The sequence below is a fragment of the Bradyrhizobium sp. DOA1 genome (genome assembly GCF_001593325.1).
Taxonomy (GTDB): Bacteria; Pseudomonadota; Alphaproteobacteria; order Rhizobiales; family Xanthobacteraceae; genus Bradyrhizobium.
Genome location: NZ_JXJM01000001.1, coordinates 1,626,134 through 1,651,982, shown reverse-complemented (window position 1 = coordinate 1,651,982; position 25,849 = coordinate 1,626,134). Strand labels below are relative to the sequence as shown.

General features: G+C 64.8%; 23 protein-coding genes and 3 pseudogenes. 15 read left to right on the top strand and 11 right to left on the bottom strand.

Features of this window, described 5'->3' with window-relative positions; translation table 11 throughout:
* The first annotated feature begins 12 nt into the window (after nucleotides 1–12).
* From SE91_RS07675 to SE91_RS07655, 5 genes are all read left to right on the top strand, one after another.
* Nucleotides 13–498, top strand: coding sequence for a nucleoside deaminase (locus tag SE91_RS07675; RefSeq protein ID WP_061847144.1), 486 nt, complete (start codon nucleotides 13–15; stop codon nucleotides 496–498).
* A gap of 308 nt (nucleotides 499–806) precedes the next feature.
* Nucleotides 807–2,378 (top strand): ABC transporter ATP-binding protein, encoded by a 1,572-nt coding sequence (locus SE91_RS07670; protein WP_061847143.1) that lies wholly within the window; start codon nucleotides 807–809, stop codon nucleotides 2,376–2,378.
* Nucleotides 2,362–3,453 (top strand): ABC transporter permease, encoded by a 1,092-nt coding sequence (locus SE91_RS07665; protein WP_061847142.1) that lies wholly within the window; start codon nucleotides 2,362–2,364, stop codon nucleotides 3,451–3,453. The genes SE91_RS07670 and SE91_RS07665 overlap by 17 nt, the downstream gene beginning before the upstream one ends.
* On the top strand, nucleotides 3,440–4,357 hold the full coding sequence (locus SE91_RS07660; RefSeq protein WP_061847141.1) for an ABC transporter permease: 918 nt from the start codon (nucleotides 3,440–3,442) through the stop codon (nucleotides 4,355–4,357). Before SE91_RS07665 ends, SE91_RS07660 begins: the two co-directional genes overlap by 14 nt.
* A gap of 76 nt (nucleotides 4,358–4,433) precedes the next feature.
* Nucleotides 4,434–5,510 carry a BMP family ABC transporter substrate-binding protein gene (locus SE91_RS07655; RefSeq protein WP_061847140.1) on the top strand — a complete coding sequence of 359 codons (1,077 nt, stop codon included), beginning with the start codon at nucleotides 4,434–4,436 and terminating at the stop codon, nucleotides 5,508–5,510.
* 110 nt (nucleotides 5,511–5,620) lie between these two features.
* Here the strand turns inward: SE91_RS07655 and SE91_RS07650 are convergent, their stop codons facing one another.
* Nucleotides 5,621–6,970, bottom strand: a complete 1,350-nt coding sequence (locus tag SE91_RS07650) for an 8-oxoguanine deaminase (protein WP_061847139.1) — start codon at nucleotides 6,968–6,970, stop codon at nucleotides 5,621–5,623.
* A gap of 108 nt (nucleotides 6,971–7,078) precedes the next feature.
* On the opposite strand from SE91_RS07650, the gene SE91_RS07645 reads away from it, so the two are divergent.
* Nucleotides 7,079–7,906, top strand: a complete 828-nt coding sequence (locus SE91_RS07645; RefSeq protein WP_061847138.1) for an FAD binding domain-containing protein — start codon at nucleotides 7,079–7,081, stop codon at nucleotides 7,904–7,906.
* A pseudogene (locus SE91_RS07640) lies at nucleotides 7,903–10,630 on the top strand (molybdopterin-dependent oxidoreductase). The gene SE91_RS07645 and the pseudogene SE91_RS07640 overlap by 4 nt, the downstream one beginning before the upstream one ends.
* On the opposite strand, the gene uraD reads toward SE91_RS07640, so the two are convergent.
* The 5 genes from uraD to SE91_RS07615 form a co-directional block, all read right to left on the bottom strand.
* Entirely contained in the window at nucleotides 10,627–11,514 is an 888-nt protein-coding gene (uraD, locus tag SE91_RS07635) for a 2-oxo-4-hydroxy-4-carboxy-5-ureidoimidazoline decarboxylase (RefSeq protein WP_061847137.1), read from the bottom strand. The pseudogene SE91_RS07640 and the gene uraD overlap by 4 nt on opposite strands.
* Before the next feature lie 5 nt (nucleotides 11,515–11,519).
* The gene (gene puuE / locus SE91_RS07630; RefSeq protein ID WP_061847136.1) at nucleotides 11,520–12,455 is read right to left on the bottom strand and encodes an allantoinase PuuE; all 936 of its coding nucleotides are present in this window, start codon (nucleotides 12,453–12,455) and stop codon (nucleotides 11,520–11,522) included.
* The gene (locus tag SE91_RS07625; protein ID WP_061847135.1) at nucleotides 12,456–12,869 is read right to left on the bottom strand and encodes a DUF3830 family protein; all 414 of its coding nucleotides are present in this window, start codon (nucleotides 12,867–12,869) and stop codon (nucleotides 12,456–12,458) included.
* 89 nt (nucleotides 12,870–12,958) lie between these two features.
* Nucleotides 12,959–13,231 carry a hypothetical protein gene (locus SE91_RS07620; protein ID WP_061847134.1) on the bottom strand — a complete coding sequence of 91 codons (273 nt, stop codon included), beginning with the start codon at nucleotides 13,229–13,231 and terminating at the stop codon, nucleotides 12,959–12,961.
* Between the two features lie 1,246 nt (nucleotides 13,232–14,477).
* On the bottom strand, nucleotides 14,478–14,876 hold the full coding sequence (locus SE91_RS07615; protein ID WP_060736672.1) for a hypothetical protein: 399 nt from the start codon (nucleotides 14,874–14,876) through the stop codon (nucleotides 14,478–14,480).
* A gap of 290 nt (nucleotides 14,877–15,166) precedes the next feature.
* On the opposite strand from SE91_RS07615, the gene SE91_RS07610 reads away from it, so the two are divergent.
* Entirely contained in the window at nucleotides 15,167–15,418 is a 252-nt protein-coding gene (locus SE91_RS07610; protein WP_061847133.1) for a DUF2798 domain-containing protein, read from the top strand.
* A gap of 106 nt (nucleotides 15,419–15,524) precedes the next feature.
* Here the strand turns inward: SE91_RS07610 and SE91_RS07605 are convergent, their stop codons facing one another.
* The 3 genes and pseudogenes from SE91_RS07605 to SE91_RS07595 form a co-directional block, all read right to left on the bottom strand.
* Complete coding sequence (locus tag SE91_RS07605) at nucleotides 15,525–17,312, bottom strand: chloride channel protein (protein ID WP_082813684.1); 1,788 nt, start codon at nucleotides 17,310–17,312, stop codon at nucleotides 15,525–15,527.
* A gap of 12 nt (nucleotides 17,313–17,324) precedes the next feature.
* Nucleotides 17,325–17,978, bottom strand: a complete 654-nt coding sequence (locus tag SE91_RS07600; protein ID WP_197489440.1) for an L-fuculose-phosphate aldolase — start codon at nucleotides 17,976–17,978, stop codon at nucleotides 17,325–17,327.
* 167 nt (nucleotides 17,979–18,145) lie between these two features.
* Nucleotides 18,146–18,441: pseudogene (locus SE91_RS07595) on the bottom strand (MarC family protein); the annotation flags it as partial.
* 86 nt (nucleotides 18,442–18,527) lie between these two features.
* On the opposite strand from SE91_RS07595, the gene SE91_RS07590 reads away from it, so the two are divergent.
* The 7 genes from SE91_RS07590 (at nucleotide 18,528) to SE91_RS36945 (ending at nucleotide 24,772) form a co-directional block, all read left to right on the top strand.
* Nucleotides 18,528–19,523 (top strand): gamma-glutamyl-gamma-aminobutyrate hydrolase family protein, encoded by a 996-nt coding sequence (locus tag SE91_RS07590; RefSeq protein ID WP_082813683.1) that lies wholly within the window; start codon nucleotides 18,528–18,530, stop codon nucleotides 19,521–19,523.
* Nucleotides 19,498–20,715, top strand: coding sequence for a carboxylate-amine ligase (locus tag SE91_RS07585; protein ID WP_197489438.1), 1,218 nt, complete (start codon nucleotides 19,498–19,500; stop codon nucleotides 20,713–20,715). Before SE91_RS07590 ends, SE91_RS07585 begins: the two co-directional genes overlap by 26 nt.
* A gap of 80 nt (nucleotides 20,716–20,795) precedes the next feature.
* Nucleotides 20,796–21,002, top strand: a complete 207-nt coding sequence (locus tag SE91_RS07580; RefSeq protein WP_008562594.1) for a hypothetical protein — start codon at nucleotides 20,796–20,798, stop codon at nucleotides 21,000–21,002.
* A 102-nt stretch (nucleotides 21,003–21,104) separates the two neighbouring features.
* Nucleotides 21,105–21,671, top strand: a complete 567-nt coding sequence (locus SE91_RS07575) for a YciE/YciF ferroxidase family protein (protein ID WP_060736673.1) — start codon at nucleotides 21,105–21,107, stop codon at nucleotides 21,669–21,671.
* A gap of 155 nt (nucleotides 21,672–21,826) precedes the next feature.
* Nucleotides 21,827–22,210, top strand: coding sequence for an Hsp20/alpha crystallin family protein (locus tag SE91_RS07570; protein WP_060736674.1), 384 nt, complete (start codon nucleotides 21,827–21,829; stop codon nucleotides 22,208–22,210).
* Between the two features lie 8 nt (nucleotides 22,211–22,218).
* Nucleotides 22,219–24,612: an endopeptidase La gene (lon, locus tag SE91_RS07565; protein WP_061847130.1), complete on the top strand. Its 2,394-nt coding sequence runs from the start codon at nucleotides 22,219–22,221 to the stop codon at nucleotides 24,610–24,612.
* A 4-nt stretch (nucleotides 24,613–24,616) separates the two neighbouring features.
* Entirely contained in the window at nucleotides 24,617–24,772 is a 156-nt protein-coding gene (locus tag SE91_RS36945; protein ID WP_197489437.1) for a hypothetical protein, read from the top strand.
* 72 nt (nucleotides 24,773–24,844) lie between these two features.
* Here SE91_RS36945 and SE91_RS07560 read toward each other — a convergent pair whose 3' ends face one another.
* Together SE91_RS07560 and SE91_RS07555 are read right to left on the bottom strand one after the other, a co-directional pair.
* Nucleotides 24,845–25,147 (bottom strand): HU family DNA-binding protein, encoded by a 303-nt coding sequence (locus SE91_RS07560; protein ID WP_060736676.1) that lies wholly within the window; start codon nucleotides 25,145–25,147, stop codon nucleotides 24,845–24,847.
* A 358-nt stretch (nucleotides 25,148–25,505) separates the two neighbouring features.
* A pseudogene (locus SE91_RS07555) lies at nucleotides 25,506–25,849 on the bottom strand (acetyl-CoA C-acyltransferase); the annotation flags it as partial.

Sequence of the window (25,849 nt, the reverse complement as noted above, 5' to 3'; positions counted from 1 at the left end):
CGCGGAGGAGCTATGGACGGTGCATCGGAGCAGGACCAGCACTTCCTGCGCCTGTCCTTCGCGGTCGCCCGCAGCTCCCTCACCCATGGCAATCATCCGTTCGGCTGCATCGTCGTCGATGCAGATGGCAAGGTGCTGATCGAAACCGAGAACGGCTACATGCCGGATCACGACGGCACCGCGCATGCCGAGCGGCTCGCGGCGACGCAGGCTTGCTGCACGTTCGACCACGAGGTGCTGGCGAAGGCGACGCTCTATTCCTCTGCCGAGCCCTGCGCGATGTGCGCCGGCGCGATCTACTGGGCTGGCATCGGCCGCGTGGTCTACGGCCTCAGCGAGGATCGCCTGCGCGGCGTCACCGGCAACCATCCGGAGAACCCGACACTCGACCTGCCCTGCCGCGACGTCTTTGCCAGCGGGCAGCGGCCGACCGAAGTTGTAGGGCCGTTGCTCGAGGACGAGGCCGAAGCGCTGCATGACGGCATATGGACGAAGTGATTACCCGGCGACCTTACCAGCTGGGGCGAATGCGCCCGCGCGCCGTGCCTGCCATCGGCAGGCGTGGAAGCACAACGGGTTCCGAATGGCTCAAACCGTCATAAATTTGCAACAGGCGCCGCTCGCAGGCGCGATTGCTACCGCTGCTCATGATTTGCGGCAACCATCGTCCAAACCCGAAGCTTCGACTCATCGGCACCACCGCACTGCCGCCGCGTTGAGCAAGGGATGAGGCCTTTTCACATCTTACGCGACGGCTCAAACTGGCCCACTATTGAGGCATTTCATCCATGCAAGCGCATCAGCGAATGTCAGATCAGACGCCTTCCGGCCTGCATTCCAGCGAGCCCCCTCTGCTTCAGACGATCGGGCTGACCAAGCGCTATGGTGATTTCCTCGCCAATGATTCCATCGACATCGAGATCCGGCCGAAGGAGATCCACGCCTTGCTCGGCGAGAACGGTGCCGGCAAGTCGACGCTGGTCAAGGCGATCTACGGATTGATCCAGCCCAGCGTCGGCGAGCTTCGCTGGCAGGGCAAGCCAATCCGGCTGGCCGGTCCGTCGCAGGCACGCAGCCTGGGCATCGGCATGGTGTTCCAGCATTTCTCGCTGTTCGACAACCTGACTGTCGCCGAGAACGTCGCACTCGGCCTGGACGGCAACGAGTCCTTCAAGGACATGTCGGCACGGCTGCAGCAGGTGTCGAAGTCCTATGGGCTGCCGCTCGATCCCAAACGCGAGGTCTGGCAATTGTCGGTCGGCGAGCGCCAGCGTATTGAGATCGTCCGCGCGCTGATGCAGGATCCGAGATTCCTGATCCTGGACGAGCCCACCGCGGTGCTGACGCCGCAGGAAGCCGACCAGCTTTTCATCGTTCTGGAACGCCTCAAGGCTGAAGGCCGCGCCATCCTCTACATCAGCCACAAGCTGGAGGAGGTGAAGCGCCTCTGTGACACCGCCACGATCCTGCGCGGCGGCAGGAAGGTCGAGACCCGCAATCCCCGGCGCGAGACCGCCGCCTCGCTCGCGCGCATGATGGTCGGCAGCGAGATCAAGGACGTGAAGGCCGCATCCGGCCGCAAGACCACGGTGCCGCGGCTCGTCGTCAACGATCTCTCGCTGGCGCCCGCCGAGGCGCATGGCGTATGGCTCGAACACATTTCGTTCGAGCTGAAGGGCGGCGAGATCCTCGGCATCGCCGGCGTGGCCGGCAATGGGCAGGACGAATTGTTCGCCGCGCTCTCCGGCGAGCGCCTGGCGCAGGATCCGGGCACCATCGTGATCGTGGGCATTGCCGCAGGCCATCTCTCGATCACGCAGCGACGCAAGCTGGGCGCCGCCTTCGTTCCCGAGGAGCGGCTCGGCCACGGCACCGTGCCGCGCATGAGGCTGTCGGAGAACGCACTGCTCACCGGCCATGCGGCCAGCGGCATGGTCCATCGCGGCTTCATCGATACCGCGGCCACCCTGAAGACGGTGGATCGCGCAACCGAAACATTCGACGTGCGCAAGGCCAGGCGCGATCCGGAAGCAGCCTCCCTCTCCGGCGGAAACTTGCAGAAGTTCATCATGGGACGCGAGATCCTGCGCAACCCCGCGGTGCTGGTGGTGAGCCAGCCGACCTGGGGCGTCGACGCCGGCGCCGCCGCCGTCATCCGCCAGGCGCTGCTTGATCTCGCAAGCGCAGGCGCCGCGGTGCTCGTCACCAGCCAGGATCTCGACGAGCTCGCGGAGATCGCCGACCGCATCGCCGTGATGTTCCACGGCCGGCTCTCGGCACCGCTCGCAGCGGGCGACGCAAGCCGCGAGAAGCTCGGCCTTCTCATGGGTGGCAGCAGCCTGGAGCCGAGGGAGGCCGCGCATGCAGTTGGTGCTTGAGAAGCGCGCGGAGCGCTCCAACACGATCGCGCTGATCTCTCCGCTGTTCGCGATCGGCCTCACGATTGCGACCATGGTCATCCTGTTCGCGATCCTCGGCAAGAATCCGTTGTTCGCCTTGCATGCCTATTTCATCGCGCCCCTGACCGACGGCTATTCGCTCCAGGAGATCGCCGTGAAGGCGACACCGCTGGTGATGATCGCAATCGGTCTCTCCCTCTGCTATCTCGCCAACGCCTGGAATATCGGCGCCGAGGGTCAATTCCTGATCGGCGCCGTCGCAGGAAGCTGGATCGCGGTGAAGACGCAGGGCACTGATGCCGGGACCTGGGTCCACCCCGTCATGCTCGTGCTCGCAGCCGCTGCAGGTGCGCTCTATGCGCTGATCCCTGCAATCTGCAAGGTGAGGTTCGGCGCCAGCGAGATCCTGACCAGCCTGATGCTGGTCTATGTCGCCGATCTCCTGCTCGACTATCTCGTGCGCGGCCCCTGGCGCGATCCGCACGGCTTCAACTTCCCGACCACCGCGGAGTTCGATCCGGTGGCCACCGTACCGCTGCTGATCGAGGGCGGCCGGCTGCATCTCGGCGCCATCATCTCCTTGCTCGTCGTCGCAGCAGCCGCGATCCTGCTCGGGCGCACCATCAAGGGTTTTGAGATCCGCGTCGTCGGTGCTGCGCCGCGGGCCGCACGCTTCGGCGGGTTCAATGCCGATCAGCTCGTCATCCTGACCTTCGCGGTCTCGGGCGCGCTGGCGGGCCTCGCAGGCATCATCGAGGTCGCGGGTCCCGTCGGGCATCTCCAGCCGGGCATCTCGCCCGGCTACGGCTTTACCGCGATCATCGTGGCCTTCCTCGGCCGGCTGAACCCGCTTGGAATATTAATTGCAGGCCTCTTCCTCGCACTGACCTTTATCGGCGGCGAGCAGGCGCAGATCGCGATGAAGATTCCGTTGGACGTCACCAAGGTGTTTCAGGGCATTCTGCTGTTCTACGTGCTCGCCTGCGATTCTCTCATCCTGTACCGCTTCAAGCTGGTGTTCTCGAACCGACAGGTGCCACGTGGCGCTGGTTGAGGCCATCATCCTCGCGGTGCTTGCCGCCTCCACGCCGCTGCTGATTGCGGCGACCGGCGAGCTCGTGACCGAGCGTTCTGGTGTGCTCAATCTCGGCGTCGAGGGCATGATGATCGTCGGCGCGGCCTGCGGCTTTGCCGGCGCCTGGCTAACCGGATCCATCTTCATCGGGGCGCTGTTCGGCATCGTCGCGGGCATGCTGATGTCGCTCGTCTTCGCGCTGATGACGCTCGGTCTCGCCGTCAATCAGGTCGCAACGGGTCTCTCGCTGACCATCCTCGGCATCGGGCTCTCCGGCCTGATCGGCGCCGGCTTCGTCGGCGAGCGCATCACGCCGGCCGCGCATCTGGCCATTCCCGGCCTCACCGACATTCCCTTGATCGGCCGGGTGCTGTTCGGCGAGGACGGCTTCGTCTATTTCTCCATCGCACTCATCGTCGGCGTGTGGTGGTTCCTGTACCGCACGCGCGCGGGACTGATCCTGCGCGCCTGCGGTGACAATCATGTCTCCGCACATGCACTCGGCTATCCCGTGCTGCGCATCCGCACCTTCGCCGTGATGTTCGGCGGCGCCTGCGCGGGACTTGCGGGCGCCTATCTGCCGCTCGCTTATACACCGTTCTTCATCCCCGGCATGACCGCGGGCCGCGGCTGGATCGCTCTGGCGCTGGTGGTGTTCTCGTCCTGGCGGCCGAGCCGCCTCGTCGTCGGCGCCTATCTCTTCGGCGCAGTGACGATCCTGCAATTGCACGCGCAGGGCTGGGGCGCCGGTATTCCCTCGCAGTTCATGTCGGCGCTGCCTTATCTCGCAACCGTCATCGTGCTGGTCCTTATCTCCCGTGCGCGCACCGGCGGCTCGACCGCGCCGGCCGCGCTCGGCACCGTGTTCGTGCCTGACCGCTGAATTTCATTCCACGGCGTGCGCGATGGGGCGCGCATGCTGCGGATCGTGGCTTTCCCCTGATGTTTGGAGATTGACGATGAGGAAATCGCTTCTTGCACTGGCTGCCGGGCTCTTGCTTGCCGCGAGTGTCGGCGCAGCCTCGGCCGCCGACAAGCTGAAGGTCGGTTTCGTCTATTTGGGTCCGATCGGTGATCTCGGCTGGACTTATCAGCACGATCTCGGACGCCATGCGCTGGTGAAGGAATTAGGCGACAAAATCGAGACCACCTATCTCGAGAACGTGTCCGAAGGTCCCGACGCCGAGCGCTCCATCGAGCAACTGGTCCGAGCCGGCAACAAGCTGATCTTCACGACATCCTTCGGATACATGGACCCGACGCTGAAGGTCGCCAAGAAATATCCGAACGTGCATTTCGAGCACGCCACCGGCTACAAGCGCAACCCGAACATGTCGACCTATTCGGCAAAATGGTATCAGGGCCGCTACATTCAAGGCCTGATCGCGGCCAAGATGTCGAAGGCAGGCGTGCTCGGCTATATCGGCTCGTTCCCGATTCCGGAGGTCGTATCCGGCATCAACGCGACGATCCTGGCGGCGCAGACCATCAATCCGAACATCAAGGTCAAGATCATCTGGGCCAACACCTGGTTCGACCCCGGCAAGGAGGCCGATGCCGCCAAGGCGCTCATCGATCAGGGGGCCGACGTCATCATGCAGCACACGGATTCGCCGGCGGCGATGCAGATCGCCAGCGAACGCGGCAAGCTGGCCTTCGGCCAGGATTCCGAGATGATCAAGTTCGGGCCCAAGACCCAGCTCACCTCGATCCTGGACACCTGGGGCCCTTACTACATCGAGCGCGTCAAGGCCGAGCTCGCCGGCACCTGGAAGTCCGAGGACACCTGGGGCGGCCTCGACAGCCACATGTTCGCGATGGCGCCCTATACCAACATGCCTGATGATGTGAAAAAAATGGCCGAGGATGCCCAGGCCGCGATCATCGCCGGCAGGCTGCATCCGTTCAAATGCCCGATCGTTGGGCAGGATGGCAAGCCGGTCGAATGCAAAGGCGGCGATCACCTCGATGACGGCCAGATCCTCGGCATGAATTTCTACGTGAAGGGCATCGACGACAAGCTGCCGGGCAAGTAGCACGCTTCTTGCATTGACTAACTCACCTGCTCCTCCCGGAGGAGGTTCGGAGGGGGTGGCCAGAAGCACCCGGCACTTGTGGTCGCCCCCTCTTTCTATCTTGATTGGAACTATCCGGCCTGTATCGCCCGCGCCGCCGAGCTGTGGCGGCGGATGAGATCTGCCACATCGAGGCTCGGGATCGCGCCGTCGATCACAGTCCATTTGCCTGCCACCATCACCCGGTCGGCGCGGTGCGCCCCGCACAGCACCAGGGCGGCCAGCGGATCGCCGTGGCCTGAGAAGCGCAGCTCGTCGAGCCTGAACAGCGCGAGATCGGCAGCCTTGCCGACGGCAATCTCGCCGAGCTCCGGCCGGCCGACGCAGGCCGCCGAGCCCTTGGTGGCCCAGCGCAGCGCGTCCTTGTGGCCGACCTTGGTCACCCCATATCGCGCGCGTTGCAGCAGGAACGCAGCGCGGATCTCCTGCATCAGATTTGAACTATCATTCGACGCCGAGCCGTCGACGCCCAGCCCGATGCCAACACCGGCCTCCTCCATCTCACAGACCGGACAGCAGCCGGACGCCAGCAGCTGGTTGCTGCACGCACAATGACTGATGGTTGTCTTCGCCTTTCCGAGCCGCTTCATCTCGTCGGCGTTGAAAAATATACCATGGGCGAGCCAGGTCCGCGCATTGAGCCAGCCGCATTGTTCGAGATAATCGAGCGGGCGGCAGCCATACATCTGCTCGCAGAACTCGTTCTCGTCCTCGGTCTCGGCGAGATGGGTATGCAGGCGCACGTCGAGCCTGTCGGCGAGATCGGCCGTCGCGCGCATTAGCGACGTCGTCACCGAGAAAGGTGAGCACGGCGCGAGCGCGATCTGCACCATCGCATCCGCGCCGCGCTGGTGATGCTTTGCCACCACACACGCGCTGTCGGCCAGGATGGTGTCCTCGTCCTGCACCACGCTGTCCGGCGGCAGACCGCCGTTGCGCTGCGACAGGTTCATCGAGCCGCGCGTCAGCAGCGCGCGCATGCCGAGCCGCCTGGCCACGGCGACTTCGATATCCACGGCTTCCTCGAGTCCCGCCGGGAAGACGTAGTGGTGATCGGTCGTCGTCGTGCACCCCGACAGCAGCAATTCGGACATCGCCACGGTGACGCCGAGCTCGAGCGCTTCCGGCGTCAGCTTCGCCCAGACCGGATAGAGCGCCTGAAGCCAGGGAAACAGCTCGCGGTCCATCGCCGCCGGCAACGCCCGCGTCAGCGTCTGGTAGAAGTGATGATGGGTGTTGATGAGGCCCGGCAGCACGACATGGGCGCCTGCATCGAACACCGCGGCATCTGCGGCCAACGGCGTCCCGCCGGCCGGCACGAGCTCGACGATCCGGCCGTCTCTCACGACGACGCCGCGATCGGCGCCGTCGGCGAGAACGGCCAGGGGATCCCTGATCCAGATCGGCCTTGCGTCGCTCATGAATCAGCTTCTCCTAACACCATCCTGCTGCGACTTGTTGTTGCGACTTGGCTCCGGTCTTGCAAGACTCGTGCGTACGATTCACCGGGCGGAAGCGTTGGCGCAGCCATGGATTTGAATACCATCACAGCAGTCGCCCATCCGCAAACGCGCGCGCAACTGCCTGCCTGGACGGCAGGGGATGCTTGGCTCGCGGGCGGCACCTGGCTGTTCTCGGAACCGCAGGTCCATCTGAGACGGTTGATCGATCTGACCGATCTGAAATGGCCGGCGCTGACGATGACCGAGAGCCACCTCTCGATCGCCGCCACGTGCACGATCGCAGAGCTCGATGGCCTCGCCTGCCCGTCCGACTGGCTTGCAGCGCCGCTGATCGGCCAGTGCTGCCGGGCCTTTCTCGCTTCGTTCAAGATCTGGAAGACTGCGACCGTCGGCGGCAATCTCTGCATGTCGCTGCCGGCGGGACCGATGATCTCGCTGACGTCGGCGCTCGACGGCGTCTGTACCGTCTGGAAGGCCGATGGCGGCGAGCAGAGGATTCCGGTCGTCGACTTCGTCGCCGGCAACCAGCGCAACCACCTGACGCCGGGTGACCTGATCCGGCAGATCGATATCCCGATTGCCGCATTGAGGCGCCGCACCGCCTTTCGCCAGATCTCGCTGGCGCCCGTTGGCCGCTCGGCAGCGCTGCTGATCGGCAGCCTCGATCCGGATGGCACGCTGACGCTGACGGTGACGGCATCAACGGTACGCCCGATCCAGCTGACCTTTCGCAAAGCGCCGGACGCCGGCGGGCTTCGCGACGCGATCACGCAGCAGATCACCGACGACCTGTACCACACCGATATCCACGGCAAACCGCTCTGGCGCAAGCACATGACGCAGCGCCTCGCCGAGGAGATCCGCAGCGAGCTCGCTGCCGGAGCGCCGTCATGAGCTTCGAGATCAACGGCAAGGCGTTTTCGCAAGCGCCGCGCGCCGGCCAGTGCCTGCGCACGTTCCTGCGCGAGCTCGGCCATTTCGGGGTGAAGAAGGGCTGCGACGCCGGCGATTGCGGCGCCTGCACCGTGCTGCTCGACGGCGAGCCGGTGCATAGCTGCCTGATCCCGGCGTTCCGGGCCGAGGGGCGCAACGTGACCACGATCGAAGGTCTCGGTGGCGACCACGGCATCCATCCAATGCAGCAGGCCTTCCTCGCCGCGCAAGGCTTTCAATGCGGCTTCTGCACCGCCGGCATGATCCTGACCTGCGCCTCGCTGAACCAGGCGCAGCGCACCGATCTCGGCACCGCGTTGAAGGGCAACATCTGCCGCTGCACCGGTTATCGCTCGATCGAGGATGCAATCCTCGGCAAGTCCAATATCGAGGGAAGCGTCGAGGCAGGCGCCGCCTTCGGCCGCAGCCTGCCGGCGCCGGCGGGTCCCGACATCGTGCGCGGCAAGGCCCGCTACACCTTCGACACCGCAATCGAAGATCTGTTGCACATCAAGCTGCTGCGCTCGCCCCATGCTCACGCCAGGATCGTCGCGATCGGCAAGTCGGACGCCCTTCGCGTTGCCGGCGTGCTCGCCATCCTGACGCATGAAGATGCGCCATCGGTCCTGATCTCGACGGCGCGACACGAGAAGGACTGGATGGACCCCGAGGACACGCGCGTTCTCGATGACATCGTCCGCTTCGTCGGCCAGAAGGTCGCCGCAATCGTCGCCGAGAGCGAAGCCGCGGCCGAGGAGGCGTGCCGGCGGCTTAAGGTCGACTACGAGATCCTGCCGGCACTGATCGATCCGGAGCAGGCGATGGCGCCCGGCGCGCCCCTCGTTCATCCCGACCGCACCACCGCGAACCGCGTCGCGGACGCCCGGCGCAATCTCGTCGCCGAGACCCATGGCGAATTCGGCGACGTCGCAGCGGCGCTCGCCACATCTGCCGTCACCTATGAGGGCACCTTCCACAGCCACCGTGTGCAGCATGCAGCCCTGGAGACCCATGGCGGCCTCGCCTGGCTCGATCAATCGGGCGTGCTCAATGTCCGCACCTCGACGCAGGTGCCGTTCCTGACCCGGCGCGCGCTGTCGGATATCTTCCAGCTTCCCATGGACAAGGTCCGCGTGTTCTGCGAGCGCGTCGGCGGCGGCTTCGGCGGCAAGCAGGAGATGTTCGTCGAGGACATCCTGGCGCTCGCAACACTCAAGACCGGACGGCCGGTGAAGCTGGAGCTGACCCGCGAGGAGCAGTTCATCGCGACCTCGACGCGGCATCCGATGCGTGTCCACATCAAGGCCGGCGCCGATGCCGACGGCAAGCTCACCGCGCTCCAGCTCGACGTGCTCTCCAACACCGGCGCTTACGGCAATCACGCCGGCCCGGTGATGTTCCACGCGATGGCCGAGTCCATCAGTGTCTACAACTGTCCGAACAAGCGGGTCGACGGCGCCGCGGTCTACACCAACACGGTTCCGGCGGGAGCGTTTCGCGGCTACGGCCTGCCGCAGACGCTAATCGCCGTGGAGGCTGCGATCGACGAGCTGGCAAGCCAGCTCGGCATCAGCCCCTACGAGATGCGCCGGCGCAACATCGTCAGGCCCGGCGATCCCATGCTGTCGCCGCCGCCGTCCGAGTTTCACGACGTCGTCTATGGCTCCTACGGACTCGACCAGTGCCTCGACCTCGTCGAGCGCGCCATGCAAGCCGAGGGCCCGCAGCCGGACTTGCCGCCGGAATGGCTGATCGGCGACGGCGTCGCCCTCACCATGATCGATTCCGCGCCGCCGGCCGGCCATCTCGCCGACGCCGTGGTCGCGCTCAACGACGACGGCGGCTTCGACCTCACCGTCGGCACCGTCCGAATTCGGCAACGGCACCAGCACCGTGCACCGGCAGATCGCCGCGACGACGCTGGCGACCACCGTCGACAGGATCCGTCTGCATCAGTCCGACACCGCCCATGGCGGCCACGACACCGGCGCCTATGGCAGCGCGGGCATGTTCGTCGCGGGCAAGGCGACACATGCGGCGGCCATGCAACTCGCGACCGAGCTGAAAGCCGCGGCCGCGAGCGCCTGGCTCTGCGACGTCGCCAGTTGCACGCTCGAAGCCGAGGCCGTCGTCAGCGGCGTGCGACGCATGTCCTTCGTCGAGCTGGCAAGGCTCGCGCGCGAACGCGGCGAGCCGCTCGCAGCGCACGGCCATTCCGACGGCACGCCGCGTACGGTCGGTTTCAACGTCCAGGGCTTCCGCGTCGCCGTGAACAAGGGCACCGGCGAGCTCAGGATTCTCCGGAGCGTGCAGGCGGCAGACGCAGGAATCGTCGCCAATCCCATGCAATGCCGCGGGCAGGTCGAAGGTGGTGTCGCTCAGGCGCTTGGTGCGGCGCTCTACGAGGAGATGGCGATCGACGCGGACGGCCGGGTCATCAATGCCAAGTTCCGCGACTATCACCTGCCCTCCTTCGCCGACGTGCCCCGTACCGAGGTTCTCTTCGCCGAGACGACCGACACGATCGGACCGCTGGGCGCGAAGTCGATGAGCGAGAGTCCGTACAATCCGGTCGCCGCCGCGCTCGGCAATGCCATCGCCGACGCCACCGGCATCCGCTTCACTGCACCGCCCTTCAAGCCGGACCGGCTGTTTCCGGCATTGCTCGACAAGTTCGGCAGCTAGCTGCCGCGATAAGTCGAATAGCTCCAGGGCGTGACCAGCAGCGGCACGTGATAGTGGCTCTCCGGCTCGCTGATCGCGAAGTGCAGCGGGATCTGGTCGAGAAACGGCGGGTCGGCCAGCGCCACGTTGCGCGCAGCGTAATATTTGGCCACGCTGAAGCGGAGCTCGTAGCGGCCGATCGGCAGCGGACGGCCCCTGATCAACGGCTGATCGGTGCGGCCGTCTGCATTGGTGACGGTGCGAGCGACCACGCGGCTCTGACCGAGCGCGGACAGCTCGACAAGCTCAACCGGAATACCGGACGCGGGCTTGCCGACGTGATTGTCCAGCACATGCGTCGACAGCCGGCCGTGCACCTTCAGCTTGTCGTCTGCAATGACGAGCTGATCGAGCCGCAGCGCGGAGATGCGGCCGATCTCCTCGATCGCGCGGCGCGTCTCGGTCTTGGCGATGTTGAGCAGCCGTGTCTCGAAGTCGCGCAGGATGGAATCCCTGGTGTGCCGACGCACGCAGACGATATAGGGGAAGCCGAATTTTTCACGATAGGCGCTGTTGACGCGCTCGAACGCGGCGTATTCGGCGTCCGACAACCTATCGAGCCCGGCGCTGTTCTGCTCGTCAGTGGAGTCCGCCGTGAGGCCGGCGGCGCGCTGCGTCTTGTTGGCGAGATCGGGGTGCGCCCGGATCAATGCCAGCTGCACATCGGGCTCCGCACTCTGGATCGCCGCCATCAGCGCAGCGTGCAGCTGGTTGATGCCGGCGAATGGCCGCTGGCCTGCAAGCTTCTCGGCGATCCACGGCGAATATTCGACGACGTTGGCGAGCGCGGCGACGAAATCCGCGTTGCTCGCGGCATTGAGATCGGCCAGGGAAATCTGCGACATCACCTTTATCCGATCTCGAACGCATCGGCCGCGAGATGCGCATGCTTGTCGTGCCAATGCTGCGCGATCTGCAATCGCGTGGGCACCCAGACGCGCTCGTGCTTGCCGATATAGTCCAGGAAGCGGATCAAGCCGGCCGCGCGTCCAGGCCGGCCGGCAAGGCGGCAGTGCAGGCCTACGGACATCATCTTCGGCGCGGTCTCGCCTTCGGCGTAGAGCACGTCGAACGCGTCCTTCACATAGGTGAAGAACTGCTCGCCTTCGGCAAACCCTTGCGGGTTGATGAAGCGCATGTCGTTGGCATCGAGCGTGTAGGGAATGATGAGCTGCTTGCCGTTTGCACCCTTGACCCAGTAGGGCAGATCGTCGGCATAGGAGTCGCAGAGATAGAGGAAGTTGCCCTCTTCCGTCAGCAGACGGTTGGTATTGATCGAGGAGCGGCCGGTGTACCAGCCGAGCGGCCGCGAACCGGTTGCCTCGGTATGGACGCGGATGGACTCGGCGATCTCGGCGCGCTCCTGCGCCTCGGTCATGTCCTTGTGCTCGATCCATTTCAGGCTGTGGCTGGCGATATCCCAGCCCGCTTCCTTCATCGCCGCGACGATCTCGGGGTTGCGCTTCAGCGCGGTGGCGACGCCGAAAACGGTGGTCGGCCAGTTGCGCGCGGTGAACATGCGCCAGAGCCGCCAGAATCCGGCGCGCGAACCATATTCAAACATGGATTCGATATTGGCGTGGCGCTGACCCGGCCAGGGCTGCGCGCCGAGCACGTCGGATAGGAAGGCTTCCGAGGCACGGTCGCCGTGCAGGATGTTGTTCTCGCCGCCCTCTTCGAAATTGACGACGAACTGCACCGCGATCCGCGCAGTTCCGGGCCATTGCGGATGCGGCGGGTTGCGGCCGTAGCCGCGGAGATCGCGCGGATAGCTTGCGTCGGTCACTCAGACTTCCTCGAAGCGGATCGGCAGGGCGCCCTTCCACAGCACGCTCTTGCCGAGCGTCGCCAAATTCTCCAGGCCGGAGGTCAGCGTGATGAAATGGTTGCCGGCAAGCTGACCCATCTTGCTCGCGAAGTGCACGCCGCCATAGGCGAGCAGGATCTCGGTCTCGCTGATGCCGCCGGGATAAAGGATGATCTGGCCGGGCGCGGGATAGCTCGTGTGGTTCTCGTAGTCGACGCCGAAATCGAGATCGCCGAGCGGCATCCACACCCCCTCGCCGCTCCAGCGCACGTGGATGATGTGGCTTTCGAACGGCAGCGCCTTGCGGAACGCGGCGACGGTCTTGGGGGCCAGCTGCTCCTCGAAACGGGCATCAAAGGTGAAATCGCCGGCGCGGATAACGAGTTTGCTCATCTCATCTCTCTGGGTCGGGGGCCTAGGCCCCACGGGGTCGTTTCCGGCAAAAAGCATTCCCGACAGCTTCGCGCAAGGGGCGCGCGGCCCTACCTGCGGTCGTAGGACCAGCCGAAAATGCCACTCCGCCGCACCTCCGGCTCGGGCTCGGCGGCCGGCGTGGGTGCTTCCTTCAGCTCCGCCTGCGGCGGCGGAGGGACCGGCAGGGTCTCGCATTTCATGGAGTAGACCAGCTTGCCATCCGCCGTGCGCCCGATCGGAGCACAGGGATCGGAATGCGCCGGATTGGCCTTCGGCGCGATCTTGACTTGCGCCGCCGCCGGCGAGGCGATCAGGAGCAGAACCAGCAGATATCTCGACATCGTTGTCGCCTGGAAACTCAATTGCCCCCATTGAACCGGATTGCGGCGGGCAAGTCCATTGGCGCCGCGGGGGCGATCGCTGAATAATTGGCCGGTGTCGACGGAGCTTCAGGCGGGGCGTGATGGCGCAGTCTCGTGTCCCGGCTCTGCAGCGCGCCATCAAAGCGACGCTGCGCTGCGTCCGGGGCCCGGGAGCGCAGTGTGGTGCGTGTACTCTCCACTCGTCATTGCGAGGAGCTCTTGCGACGAAGCAATCCAGAATCCGTCCGCGGGACGGCTCTGGATTGCTTCGGCGCTTCGCTCCTTGCAATGACGAGTATGGAGCGATAGCTGGCTCTCCAACCTCCACTGTCATTCCCCGCGAAAGCGGGGAATCCAGTACGCCGCGGCTTCTCGGCTCGACCATAAGCGTCTCTGAAATACTGAATCGTCCGGTCAAGCCGGACGATGACACCGAGTACGTGGCTATAGACACGCCTTCACAGCCTCGCGGCGTGTTTCACCCGAGCTTTGCGTGATCGCTCCACCCTCTAAAGCCAAGAGGGCGCAGGGAAGGCCGGGTGCCGACTCGCACCCGCGGTCTGCTGCGCGAATAATGCGCAAAGGAGACCGCACAGCAGCATACAGGTGAAGCCTAACACTCGGCCTTCCCTGCGCGATGGTCGGACGGCTTATGCCGTGCTCTCCCGGGAGCCGAATTCCCTTTGGCCTCCCTCGCCTTACAGAATTCACCAGCCCTGCGCCGGTTGACGCAGATGCCGCATCCGCAAGAGCTTGACCGTAGCAACGACGGCCAGGACCACACGGTTTTACCGTACGCACGGCCCGCCATTTCGCCGCAGTATTCCCGGGCTCCGTCGACAGAGCCGGAAACTTACAGACGAGACGAACCTGACAGCGCCGTCCGTCCGCGCGATGCCGAGGGCTCACGGAGAGCAATCCGCCCTGCCCTTGGCTTTCGCGCCCGACGCTGCTGCGTCCACCGCAAGCCCGGCTCTGCGATCACACGACAACATGACCGCCCCTCAAGATGAGCCGGGATGCGAACCACATACGACGAATCCGAATTTCGGTAAAGTGGAATATTTTTGCGCGTTGGAATTGACAGAGGCGACACAGGACTGCAGGGGTTCAGACGCAATCAAAAAGGGCGGCGCAAAGCGCCACCCCGTTGCAAACCACAAGCGCATCTGACCGATGGAAACCGATCCGCGCGGCATGAACCGGCCGTTTGATACGGCCAGTGTCAGTAGCCCGGATCGTAATAATAAGGACTGCCGCCGTAATAGCCGGGGCCGCCGTAGTAAGGACGCGGGCCATAGCCACCATAGTAGTAGCGGTTCTCGTAATAGTCGCGGCGCCGCTGCTCGGCGATCACCCCGCCGATAATGCCCGCCGCAGCGCCCATGAAGGCGAGGCCTGCTGCATTGGGCCCGCGCCGATGGTAGTGGCGACGACGGGCTGCACTGAAATCGGTAACGGTGGCGGAGGCCTGGGCCGCAGCAGCCTTTGCGGACACCGCCGGGCTCGAACCCGAAGATGCCGCGGATGAGGGGGACACCGCGCTTGCGAGCAGCGCCAGGCCTGCGAACGCAGCCAAGACCGTGTTGCGTCCGGCCGCGGAAATCATCGGTCCATCACTCATCTCGATCTTCCTCTGTTCTGGCTCAAAACATATGTAGGCAAACAGTGCGTAACGCGCAAACCACTGAAATGGTTTCCTGATCGCGGCGTTCTGCCACGCTTCGAACGATTGTAAACCGAACAACCAGATCCAGCTTGAACCATCCAACCTGAGCGGTTAATGAACAGCCGCGCCGTTTTCGGTCGCCGTAAGCGTTTCACGTGAACCAACGCATCAACCGACGCCGTCGGGATCGATGCCATTTCCAGGGTTCACCGTGCTCGACGCGTCCTTTCCTCGAAAGAAATCAGATGATTGCGGTTCGCAAACTGCCGGCGCGCTACGCGCCGATCGTGATGCCCTTTGTACTGTCCATCCTCGTGACGGCTGTGGTGTCGGTCATTTCCACGCTCCGAAGCCTAGGGGCAACGCCGGCGTTCCTGGCGACCTGGCCCGGCGCTTGGGCGTTGTCGTGGCTCGTCGCCTTTCCGACGCTGCTGATGGTGCTGCCGCTGGTCCGCCGGATCGTGGCCTGCCTCGTCGCGGCCCCGCCCGGCCGATAGAACACGCCTAAAGCACGATGAGATGGGACGGTCATCATCGCGCTTTGGGTTGTTGTTTCAGCATGATCTCTTCGGAAAACCGCTTCACAATTTTCCGGATCATGCTCTAGGACAGCGACCCCAGCACGCCGCGCGTCGCCTTGTCGATCTCCTCGACATAGCGGCGCCGGGCGAAATTCTCGGTGAGGAAGCCGACCACCTTGCGGCTGTCGGTGGAATCGACCACCGCCAGCATCTCGGCCTCGGCCTCGTCGAACACCGCCATGGCCGACTTCACGTTCATTTCCGGTATCAGCACGATGTCGATCAGGCGCGCCAGCTCGATCACCTGGATGTCGTCGGCGATGGTGTCGAGGTCGTTGGAGAACAAATCGGGCAGCAGGACGAGGCCGACATATTCGTCGGCATTGTTGACGATGACGATCCCCGGCCGCGAGCCCAGCGCGAATTCGCGGCGCGCGGCGGCGATCGTCGTGGTCGACGGCACCTTGCCGACGTCGGAGCGCATCAAGCGCTCGACGGTGAGGTTGCGCAGCCAGCCGACGTCGTTGGCGCTGCGGATGGTCTCGCCGCGCAGATGCAGGCGCCAGGTCGAGAAAGAGTGGCCGAACATGAAGCGGACGCAGATCGAGGTGACGATACAGCCGGCCAGCACCACGGCGGTGACGTCGACGTTGCGGGTCATCTCCAGCACGAGGAACGACATCGTGAGCGGACCGCCGACGACGGCGACGCCGAGCGTCGCCATGCCGGTCAGCATCGCGACCAGCGGATCGATCGCGAAGTTCGGACTGATCAGAAGCAGTACCGCCGCAAAGAACTTGCCGATCAGGCTGCCGACGAACAGCGAGGCGAAGAACAGGCCGCCGCGAAAGCCCGAGGCGAGCGACACCAGGCAGGCCGTCACCTTCAACGCGATGATTAGTGCGATCAGGCCGATCGTCATGTCATTGAAGAGGTCGAGCACCATCGCGCCGTGGCCGGCTGCCAGGACCTGCGGCGTGATGATCGCGAAGCTGCCGACGATGAGGCCGCCGATCACCGGACGCAGCCAGACCGGCATCCAGACGAACAGGCGCTCGAACATCGGCGAGGAGCGCATCACGGCGATGCCGACACCGCTGGTGATGAGCGCAAGGCCGATGAGTGCCAGGTACTGCTCGACGCCGACGGCGCTGACCTTCGGGATCTCCAGCGAATAAGGCGCGCCGCCGAGCCATTGCGCCGTCAAGGCGCCCGCCAGCGAAGCCGCCAGGATCGGCGCGGCGCTGCCGACCGCATAGACGCCGACGATGAGCTCGCAGGCATAGAAGGCCCCGGTGATCGGCGCGCCGAACGCCGCCGCGATCGCGGCGGCAGCGCCACAGCCGACCATCAGGCGCAGATCGTTGCGGCGAAGATTGAAGAACTTGCCGAGCAGCGAAGCGATGCCCGAGCCGATCTGGGTATAGCCGGCCTCGAGACCGACCGAGGCGCCGCAGCCGTTGGAGATCAGGGTCTGGCTCGACACCACCACACTGTCCCGCATCGACAGATTGCCGCCGCGTAGCGCATTCGCCTCGATCGGATCGACCGCGTTCGAGATCTTCATGCGCCGCCGCGACCATTCCATGATGCCGAGCGAGAGCCCCCCCAGCGCAGGCGCGATCAGCGCTGCCCACGGACTGACGCTCTCGTGAGCCGACAGGTGGACATCGATGGGAATGCCGTAGATCACCACATGCGCGAGCTGGGCAAGCTTGGCCATCAGCGTCACGACCGCACCCGCGAGCGTGCCGATGACGAGCGCGAGCGGGATCAAGTAGAACTCGTTGCTGCGCAGCAGGGCGCGCAGTCGAACCATGATACGGTTCGTTCCCTTGCGATCGACGAGATGCCTGATCCGCACGAACACCTTCTGTCCGTCCTACCCTTCCGACAGGCCGTAGCCGGCCATGCGCTGGCGGACCCGCTCGATCTCCTCGCTGGAGAGCAGCGGCGGTTGTCCGATCTGGAGGCAGCCGTGATATTGCCGCGCCAGCGTCTCGATCTCGACGGCGAGCCACATCGCCTTGTCCAGCGTCTTGCCGATCGCGATCATTCCGTGGTGGTCGAGCAGGCAGGCAAGCCGGCCCTCCAGCGCCCGCACCGCGTGCTCGGACAGCTCCACCGTGCCGAACGTGGCATAGGGCGCGCAGCGGATGGTGTCGCCACCGGCGGCCGCGATCATGTAGTGCACGGGCGGGATCTCCATGCCCATGATCGCCAGGATGGTGCAATAGGTCGGATGGGCGTGGACGACGGCATTGACGTCGGGCCGCGATTTCAGGATGTCGCGATGAAAACGCCACTCGCTCGACGGCTTCTGATCGGGGGCATGGGAGCCGTCCATCGCCATGAACACGATCTGGTCGGGCGTCATGGCGTCATAGGGCACGCTGGTCGGGGTGACCAGAAGCCCGTCCGCATGTCGGACGCTGATATTGCCCGAGGTACCCTGGTTGATGCCGAGCGCGTTCATGCGGCGGCAGGCGTCGATGATGGCCTGTCTCTTGGCGAGCTCGTCCTTTGTCATCGACATCTGGATTTTTCTCGGCTTCTTGGCGATGGACGTTTGTCAGAGGGGAAGTACGTCAAAGCCATGCGGCAGTGCAAGCGAAAGCGACCCGATCACGCGCGATCTTGCCGAGGGACCGGCCACCTCTCGAAATGGAATGTAAAATCAACAAATTACCAGATTGTCGCAGCTTACGGCAGGCTCGCCCGGACGGCCGCAATCCCCTTGATGGCGAACTGCACCGAATAGGCGGCGAGCAGCATGCCGAGCACGCGCGAGAGCACGGCGTTTCCGGTGCGCCCGAGGGTGCGCGCGATCAGGCCCGCTGAGACGAAGCACAGCATGCAGAGCAGGCAGACCGAGAGCACCACCGCGATGATGATCGCAGCTTCGCGCCATAGCCGGCATCCCCCGACAGCAGCAGCGTGGTCGCGATCGCGCCGGAGGCCGTCATCGGAATGGCGAGCGGAAACACCGCGGCGTCGGAGGGCGCGAGGCGCCATATCAAAAGTTAAACGCTCGTGCTCGGAAAGACATCAAGCCGCTCGCCAGCCGAGCAACCATTCGTGCTGATTGCCGTTTGCAAGAACATCAACGTCCGAACAGAAGCGGCCAAGACAATTGCACGAACCCCGTTCCAGAATTGATCCGCACGATCCGATTGCCTGCAGCCACTGGGCGCTTCGATTAGGGACAAACGTCCGAGAACTCAAGGCTGCGATCCATCAATTCGGGAGCGCCGCCGATGCCGTCGCGTACGGCCTCGAGCAATGGCGGCGTAGCGCTTCGCGTGGACAGTGGCAAGGCCGCAGCGGCGCACCGCAGGTCGGCATCCTCTCCGATTCCATGGTCGCGCGCGGCGAGCAGCTCGCTTCTGTCTCCCTCGTCTGCGTCAATGCCGTCGGCCTCGTCGCCGGCGCCGTGCCGCGGATTCTGCCCGCGGCGCCGGAAGCCGATATCGATGCCTATCTCGATGGCCTCCACGGCCTTTTCGTCGGCGGCGGTCAGACCAACGTTCATCCCTCCCGTTACGGGCAAACAGTCGACGAGAAGCGCGACGGCCCGTTCGATGAATTCCGCGACGAGATTTCCCTGCGCCTGATCCCGCGCGCGCTGGCGCGGGGCATCCCCGCTCTCTTCATCTGCCGCGGTATCCAGGAGTTGAACGTCGCCTTCGGCGGCACGCTGGTGAAGGAGCCGGAGGATCTGCCCGAGGACAAGCGCCATGGCACGCCCGAGGCCGACAATGAGGACGCCCGCTATCGGTTGCGGCAGAATCTCACGCTGCGCAAGGGCGGTCTCCTGCACGGGATATGCGGCGCGGATACCATCACCGTGAATTCGCTGCACAGCTTTCTGATCGGCGATCTGGCGCCGGGTCTCGTTGCGGAAGCCGTGGCCGGGGACGGCGCAATCGAGGCGGTCAGCGTCGATGGCGCGAGCGGGTTCGCGCTCGGCACGCTGTTTCATCCTGATTATTGGGCAAGCACGGATCATGCGTCGGCCCGCATCCTCTCTGCCTTTGGAGACGCGGTCCGCCAGCATGCCAAGACGCAAAGGGCAGCTTAAGGCCATGCATCGCTACCGCTTCGGGATCGAGGAAGAATATTTTCTGGTCAATCGCCAATCCGCAGCCCCACGGTCCGAACTGCCCAAGCCTTACATGGCAGCGGCCCAGAAGCGCCTCGGGGAACGGCTGACCACCGAAATCCTGCAATCGCAGATCGAGGTGGCGACCCCGCCTCTGGCATCTTCGGCCGATGCGATCGCCGAGCTCGCGCGCTACCGCTCGGTTCTCGCCGAGGTCGGCAAGGAGCACGGGGTCGGCATCATCGCCGCCGGAACGCATCCGCTGGCCCAGCCGCAGCAGCAACGCATGACCCGCAAGCGCCGCTACAGCAAGGTCATCAACGACCTCGGAATGGTCGGCCTCGGCAACCCCATCAGCGGACTGCACGTGCACGTCGAGGTGCCCGAGCCGGACCTGCGCGTCGAGATCATGCACCGCCTAGTGCCGTTCCTGCCGCTGCTGCTGGCACTGTCGACCTCCTCGCCATTCTGGTGCGGCTACCCCACGGGATTGCTGGGATACCGCAATGCCGCCAATGACGCCCTGCCCCGCACCGGTTTCCCGGAGATGTTTCGCGACCTTGCCGAATACGAGACCTATGTGAAGACGTTGGTCGGCGCCGGCATCGTCCCCAACGCCACTTATGTCTGGTGGGCGCTACGGCCTTCGCTCCAGCATCCCACGCTCGAACTGCGCATCACGGATTGCTGCACGGCCATTGCAGACTCGGTGGGGATCGCCGCGCTGTTCCGCGCGCTGGTCCGGCACGTCATCCACCATCCCGATCTGAACGCCACCTATTCGGCCGTGCACCGCGCGCTGATCGAGGAGAACCGCTGGCGCGCCCAACGCTATGGAACCGATGGCACCTATATCGATCTCATGTCGTTCGAGCCGATTTCATTTCGCAGCTGGCTCGAGTCGGTGATCGCCATGCTGGCGCCCGATATCGCGCATCTCGGCATCGAGGACGATGTCCAGCATCTCAAGACCATCCCGAAACGCGGCACGTCGGCGCATCTTCAGCTCGAATATTTCCGTGGCCTGCGCAAATTCGGTCGGTCGCCGCGCGAAGCGATCGCTGACGTGACGAAATGGCTGCGGACCTCGACCGAAGCGGGCGACTTCACCGCCCGGGGCGGAGAGCCGAGGGGCGCACCTGCTCGACAGCCCCTGCCGGATCTCGCCTGACGTGCCAGAGGCGGCCGCATGGAACGAGGTTTCGGCAGCCGACTTAGGTCATCAGAGATAGACATCCGTGGAGACTGACTATGAGCGACAGCGGAGTTGGCATGCTGCTGGGCCACGCCTCGGGGCAAATGCTTTGGCTCTGGTTCATCGGCGCGTTCGTGCTCGGTGGGGCCCTGGTGTACGGGGTGATGAAAGCCGGCCACCTCAGGCGCGGCGAGCGGGCTCGTCTCGACCGCGCGACGGAAGAGCGACAGCGCCAGGAAGACCCTTACAAGCGTCCGACCTGAGCCCGCGCGGTGCAGTTTGGAACTTTCGTTCTCCGGCGGGCTTTGATCGCCCGAGGATTGAGGAAGGCGACGCCTTCCCGTGTCACCTCAAGAGGAGGACGTATGGCTAAACGAGCGAAGAAACGGACAACCAAGAAGACGGCGGCGCGCCGCCCGCGTCAGGCGCCCAAGATGCTCAGCGACCTGTTTCTGGAGACGCTGAAGGACATCTATTTCGCCGAGAACAAGATCATCAAGACCTTGCCCAAGATGGCCAAGGCCGCGAACTCGAAGGAGCTCGCGGCCGCCTTCAACAAGCATCTGCGCGAGACCCAGGGCCAGGTCAAACGGCTCGACCAGATCTTCAAGATGCTGGGCAAGCCGGCGCGCGGCAAGCCGTGCGAGGCCATCAACGGCATCACGGACGAAGGCGCCGAGATCATGAAGGAGTTCAAGGGAGCCCCCGCCCTCGACGCCGGCCTGCTCGCGGCGGCGCAGGCGGTCGAGCATTACGAAATCTCCCGCTACGGCACACTGCGCACCTGGGCCGAGGAGCTCGGCATGCAGGACGCGGCAAGGCTGCTCCAGGCGACGCTGGACGAGGAAGAAGCCACCGATCACACGCTGACCGAGCTCGCCACGTCCGTGATCAACCTCGAAGCGGAAGACGAGTACCGCGCCGCGGCCTGATGCCGCGTCTACTTGCCACGACAGAACGCCGCGGCCGATGCCGCGGCGTTTGCTTTTTTGAAGCTCACGACGATGCATGGCACGTCCGCAGCCTCGCACTGGATTTCCCGGGAACCAGCCCCATATGCTGACTTTCCCACCGCCGAGCCTCGATCATGCAACCCAAAAATCCCCTCGACTGGATGCTGTCCGAAGCCTTGGACCAGCTGACCCGCGCCGAACGGCTGCGTCACCAGTTCGGCCGCCAGGAAGCCTGCTGGGAGCCGCCGATCGACGTGCTCGAGACCGAGCATGAACTGCTGATCCTGGTCGCACTTCCCGGGGTCAATCCGGACAATGTCGAGACGGTGATCCATGACGGCGTGCTCGTCATCTCCGGCCAGCGCACGCTTCCGCCGGAGCTTCGCAACGCGCGCATCCACCGCCTCGAGCTGCCGCAGGGCCGCTTCGAGCGGCGCATCGCGCTTCCCATCGGCCGTTACGCCATCAGCCGCTTCGTGATGGACGGCTGCGTCGCGCTGCGCCTCGCCAAATCCTGAGGTCGATCATGGCCACCGAACAGATGAATACCGCACAGACCAATTCCCAGAACGGCCCCGACGTGAATATCCCCGAAGACGCCCTGATCATCATTCCCGTGCGCGAGATGGTGCTGTTTCCCGGCGCCATCGCGCCGATCGCGATCGGCCGGCCGAAGTCCATCGCCGCGGCGCAGCAGGCGCTGCGCGAGCAGCGGCCGGTCGGCATCGTCCTGCAGCGCAGCCCCGAGATCGAGGAGCCCGGGCCGGACGACCTCTACCGCGTCGCGACCATCGCCAATATCGTACGCTACATCACCGCGCCCGACGGCACCCATCACATCGTCTGCCAGGGCGTGCAGCGCGCGCGTATCCTCGACCTCCTGCCGGGGACACCGTTCCCGGCCGCGCGCATCCAGCAGATTCCCGAGCCGACCACGACCTCGCCGGAGATCGAGGCCCGTGCGCTGAATCTGCAGCGTCAGGCCATCGAAGCGATCGAGCTGCTGCCGCAGGCGCCGCCCGAGCTGGTGGCGATGTTCCAGAACACCAGCGCGCCCGGCGCGCTGGCGGATCTGGCGACCTCGTTCATGGACATCAAGCCGCAGGACAAGCAGGAGGTGCTGGAGACCATCGATCTCGCTCTGCGCGTCGAGAAGGTGTCGAAGCATCTGGCTGAACGGCTGGAGGTGCTGCGCATTTCCAACGAGATCGGCCAGAAGACCAAGGCCTCTTTCGACGAGCGGCAGCGCGAGGCGATCCTGCGCGAGCAGATGGCGACCATCCAGCGCCAACTCGGCGAAGGCGACGGCAAGGCGGCCGAGGTCGCCGAGCTGACGGCTGCCATCGCCAAGGCCAACATGCCGCCGGAGGCCGACGCGCACGCCAAGAAGGAGCTGCGCCGCTACGAGCGCATGCCGGAGGCTGCCGGCGAGGCCGGCATGGTCCGCACTTATCTCGATTGGCTGATCGAGCTGCCCTGGGCGCTGCCCGAGGAGAAGCCGATCGATATCAAGGAGGCACGCCGCATCCTGGATGCCGACCATTTCGGTCTGGAGAAGATCAAGAGCCGGATTATCGAATATCTGGCGGTGCGCAAGCTCGCCCCACAGGGCAAGGCGCCGATCTTGTGCTTCGTCGGGCCGCCCGGCGTCGGCAAGACCTCGCTCGGACAATCCATCGCTCGCGCGATGGATCGCCCCTTCGTGCGCGTCAGCCTCGGCGGCGTGCATGACGAGGCCGAGATCCGCGGCCATCGGCGCACCTATATCGGCGCCCTGCCCGGCAACATCATCCAGGGCATCAAGAAGGCGGGCGCGCGCAACTGCGTCATGATGCTCGACGAAATCGACAAGATGGGCCGCGGCGTGCAGGGCGATCCCTCCGCCGCGATGCTGGAGGTGCTCGACCCCGAGCAGAACGGGACGTTCCGGGACAATTACCTGGGCGTGCCCTTCGACCTGTCGCGCGTGGTGTTCATCGCGACCGCCAACATGCTGGACCAAATTCCGGGTCCGCTCTTGGACCGCATGGAGCTGATCAGCCTCGCCGGCTACACCGAGGACGAGAAGCTGGAGATCGCCCGGCGCTATCTGGTGCGGCGGCAGCTGGAGGCCAACGGCCTCTCGGCCGAGCAGGCCGAGATCGAGCCGGAGGCGCTGAAGCTGATTGTCAAGGGCTATACCCGCGAGGCCGGCGTGCGCAATCTCGAGCGCGAGATCGGCAAGGTGTTCCGCCATGCCGCGGTGCAGGTCGCCGAGGGCACGGCTGAGAAGGTCGTGGTGACGGCAAAGGACATCGCCACTGTGCTCGGCCAACCACGCTTCGAGGGCGAGATTGCGCTGCGCACCAGCGTTCCCGGCGTTGCCACCGGTCTCGCCTGGACGCCGGTCGGCGGTGACATCCTGTTCATCGAGGCAACGCGCGTGCCCGGCAAGGGCGGCCTGATCCTGACCGGGCAGCTCGGCGACGTCATGCGCGAGAGCGTGCAGGCTGCGCTGACGCTGGTGAAGAGCAAAGCCACGCAGCTCGGTATCGATCCGCAAGCATTCGAGAAGAGCGACATCCACGTTCACGTGCCGGCGGGAGCAACCCCTAAGGACGGACCGAGCGCTGGCGTTGCCATGTTCACGGCGCTGACGTCCCTGCTCACCAACCGCACGGTGCGCAGCGACACGGCGATGACCGGCGAGATCTCGCTGCGCGGCCTCGTACTGCCGGTCGGCGGCATCAAGGAGAAGGTGGTGGCTGCGGCCGCTGCCGGCTTGAAGCGGGTGATGCTGCCTGCGCGCAACAAGCGGGATTACGACGACATCCCGCAGAGCGCGCGGGACAACCTCGAATTCATCTGGCTGGAGCGCGTCGACGAGGCCATCGCCGCCGCGCTCGAACCTGCCGAGGCCAAGGTCGAGGCAGCGGAGTAATGTGATGACAAAACTGCTGGAAAGAGCGAAGCGATCACGGAAGACGCAGCGGCTGCGCCAGCTGCTCGATCGTGCCATCGACCGGGTGCGCGATGCGCTTGCAGGACCCGAGCCGCGGCTTCAGCCGATCCCGGTCCGGGTGAAGCGCCGCAAGGGTTGAGCCCTCCGTCTCGAGCCCTCGCGGCAGCCCCAAAACAAAAGGCCCCCTCCATGCGAGGGGGCCTTTGCGTTGTTAGCCCACGGCGTCCTTGGCGGCCTTGACCGGGCGGGCGCGGACGATCTTCCGGGCCGGCTTGGCCTTGAACATCATCTCTTCACCTGTGAACGGGTTGGTGCCCTTGCGCGCCTTGGTCGCGGGCTTCTTGATGACCACGAACTTGGCGAAGCCCGGCACCAGGAACAGGCCGTTCTTCTTGAGCTCCTTGTGGCCGACGTCGGTCAGCGTCTCCATGACGCTCTTGACGTCACGCTTGGAAAGCTCGGTGGCAGTCGCAATCTTTTCGATCAACTGCGATTTGGAAAGTTGGGTCGGCATCGTGTCTCCTCTGATTCGTTGCCGGTTGCATATTAGACCAACCGGCGAAGGCCTATAGCCTTCTGCACAGCTTTGTCGCGGTTTTACGGGCTTTTTTGGCCCTCTGTAGCAAAAAACCCTGCTTTTTTAGCTGCTTCCGGAGTGAAAGGAGCCTCAGGCAGCGGTTTTTGCCTTGTTTCAAAGGCCCGCAAGCCACCTTGCTAAAGCTGATTCGAGGCTTTCGACAAGCGACGACCGGCCTCTTTGTGCGAGGCCGGTCGCGATTCACCCTGAAAAATAAGGCTAGAACGTCGTGTTGCGGCGCCTCAACGGCTCTCTCACCCTGTTCTTACGGGCGCCGCGACGAGATCCGCTCGCGCTAGATGCGCTCGATGATGATGGCCGGCGCCATGCCGCCGGCGGCGCACATGGTGACCAGACCGCGCTTGAGATCGCGCCGTTCGAGCTCGTCGAGCACAGTGCCGATCAGGATCGAGCCGGTGGCGCCGATGGGATGGCCGAGCGCGATCGAGCCGCCGTTGACGTTGACCTTGTCGCGGTCGAGCTTGAGGTCGCGGATATATTTTTCCGCAACTACTGCAAAGGCCTCGTTGATTTCGAACAGGTCGATGTCGTCGATGGAGAGGCCCGCCTTCGCCAGAACCTTGCGCGTCGCCGGCACCGGCGCATTCAGCATCAGCGTCGGCGAGTCCCCCATATTCG

Bases quoted from the DNA above. Each gene is read 5' to 3' on its own strand.
- SE91_RS07600 (WP_197489440.1), bottom strand. From the start codon at position 17,978: ATGTCGATGACAAAGGACGAGCTCGCCAAGAGACAGGCCATCATCGAC.
- SE91_RS07675 (WP_061847144.1), top strand. From the start codon at position 13: ATGGACGGTGCATCGGAGCAGGACCAGCACTTCCTGCGCCTGTCCTTC.
- SE91_RS07560 (WP_060736676.1), bottom strand. From the start codon at position 25,147: ATGCCGACCCAACTTTCCAAATCGCAGTTGATCGAAAAGATTGCGACT.
- SE91_RS07650 (WP_061847139.1), bottom strand. From the start codon at position 6,970: ATGAGCGACGCAAGGCCGATCTGGATCAGGGATCCCCTGGCCGTTCTC.
- SE91_RS07655 (WP_061847140.1), top strand. From the start codon at position 4,434: ATGAGGAAATCGCTTCTTGCACTGGCTGCCGGGCTCTTGCTTGCCGCG.
- SE91_RS07645 (WP_061847138.1), top strand. From the start codon at position 7,079: ATGGATTTGAATACCATCACAGCAGTCGCCCATCCGCAAACGCGCGCG.
- SE91_RS07620 (WP_061847134.1), bottom strand. From the start codon at position 13,231: ATGTCGAGATATCTGCTGGTTCTGCTCCTGATCGCCTCGCCGGCGGCG.
- SE91_RS07575 (WP_060736673.1), top strand. From the start codon at position 21,105: ATGGCTAAACGAGCGAAGAAACGGACAACCAAGAAGACGGCGGCGCGC.
- SE91_RS07665 (WP_061847142.1), top strand. From the start codon at position 2,362: ATGCAGTTGGTGCTTGAGAAGCGCGCGGAGCGCTCCAACACGATCGCG.
- SE91_RS07610 (WP_061847133.1), top strand. From the start codon at position 15,167: ATGATTGCGGTTCGCAAACTGCCGGCGCGCTACGCGCCGATCGTGATG.
- SE91_RS36945 (WP_197489437.1), top strand. From the start codon at position 24,617: ATGACAAAACTGCTGGAAAGAGCGAAGCGATCACGGAAGACGCAGCGG.
- SE91_RS07580 (WP_008562594.1), top strand. From the start codon at position 20,796: ATGAGCGACAGCGGAGTTGGCATGCTGCTGGGCCACGCCTCGGGGCAA.
- SE91_RS07585 (WP_197489438.1), top strand. From the start codon at position 19,498: ATGCCAAGACGCAAAGGGCAGCTTAAGGCCATGCATCGCTACCGCTTC.
- SE91_RS07570 (WP_060736674.1), top strand. From the start codon at position 21,827: ATGCAACCCAAAAATCCCCTCGACTGGATGCTGTCCGAAGCCTTGGAC.
- uraD (WP_061847137.1), bottom strand. From the start codon at position 11,514: ATGTCGCAGATTTCCCTGGCCGATCTCAATGCCGCGAGCAACGCGGAT.
- SE91_RS07625 (WP_061847135.1), bottom strand. From the start codon at position 12,869: ATGAGCAAACTCGTTATCCGCGCCGGCGATTTCACCTTTGATGCCCGT.
- SE91_RS07670 (WP_061847143.1), top strand. From the start codon at position 807: ATGTCAGATCAGACGCCTTCCGGCCTGCATTCCAGCGAGCCCCCTCTG.
- lon (WP_061847130.1), top strand. From the start codon at position 22,219: ATGGCCACCGAACAGATGAATACCGCACAGACCAATTCCCAGAACGGC.
- SE91_RS07615 (WP_060736672.1), bottom strand. From the start codon at position 14,876: ATGAGTGATGGACCGATGATTTCCGCGGCCGGACGCAACACGGTCTTG.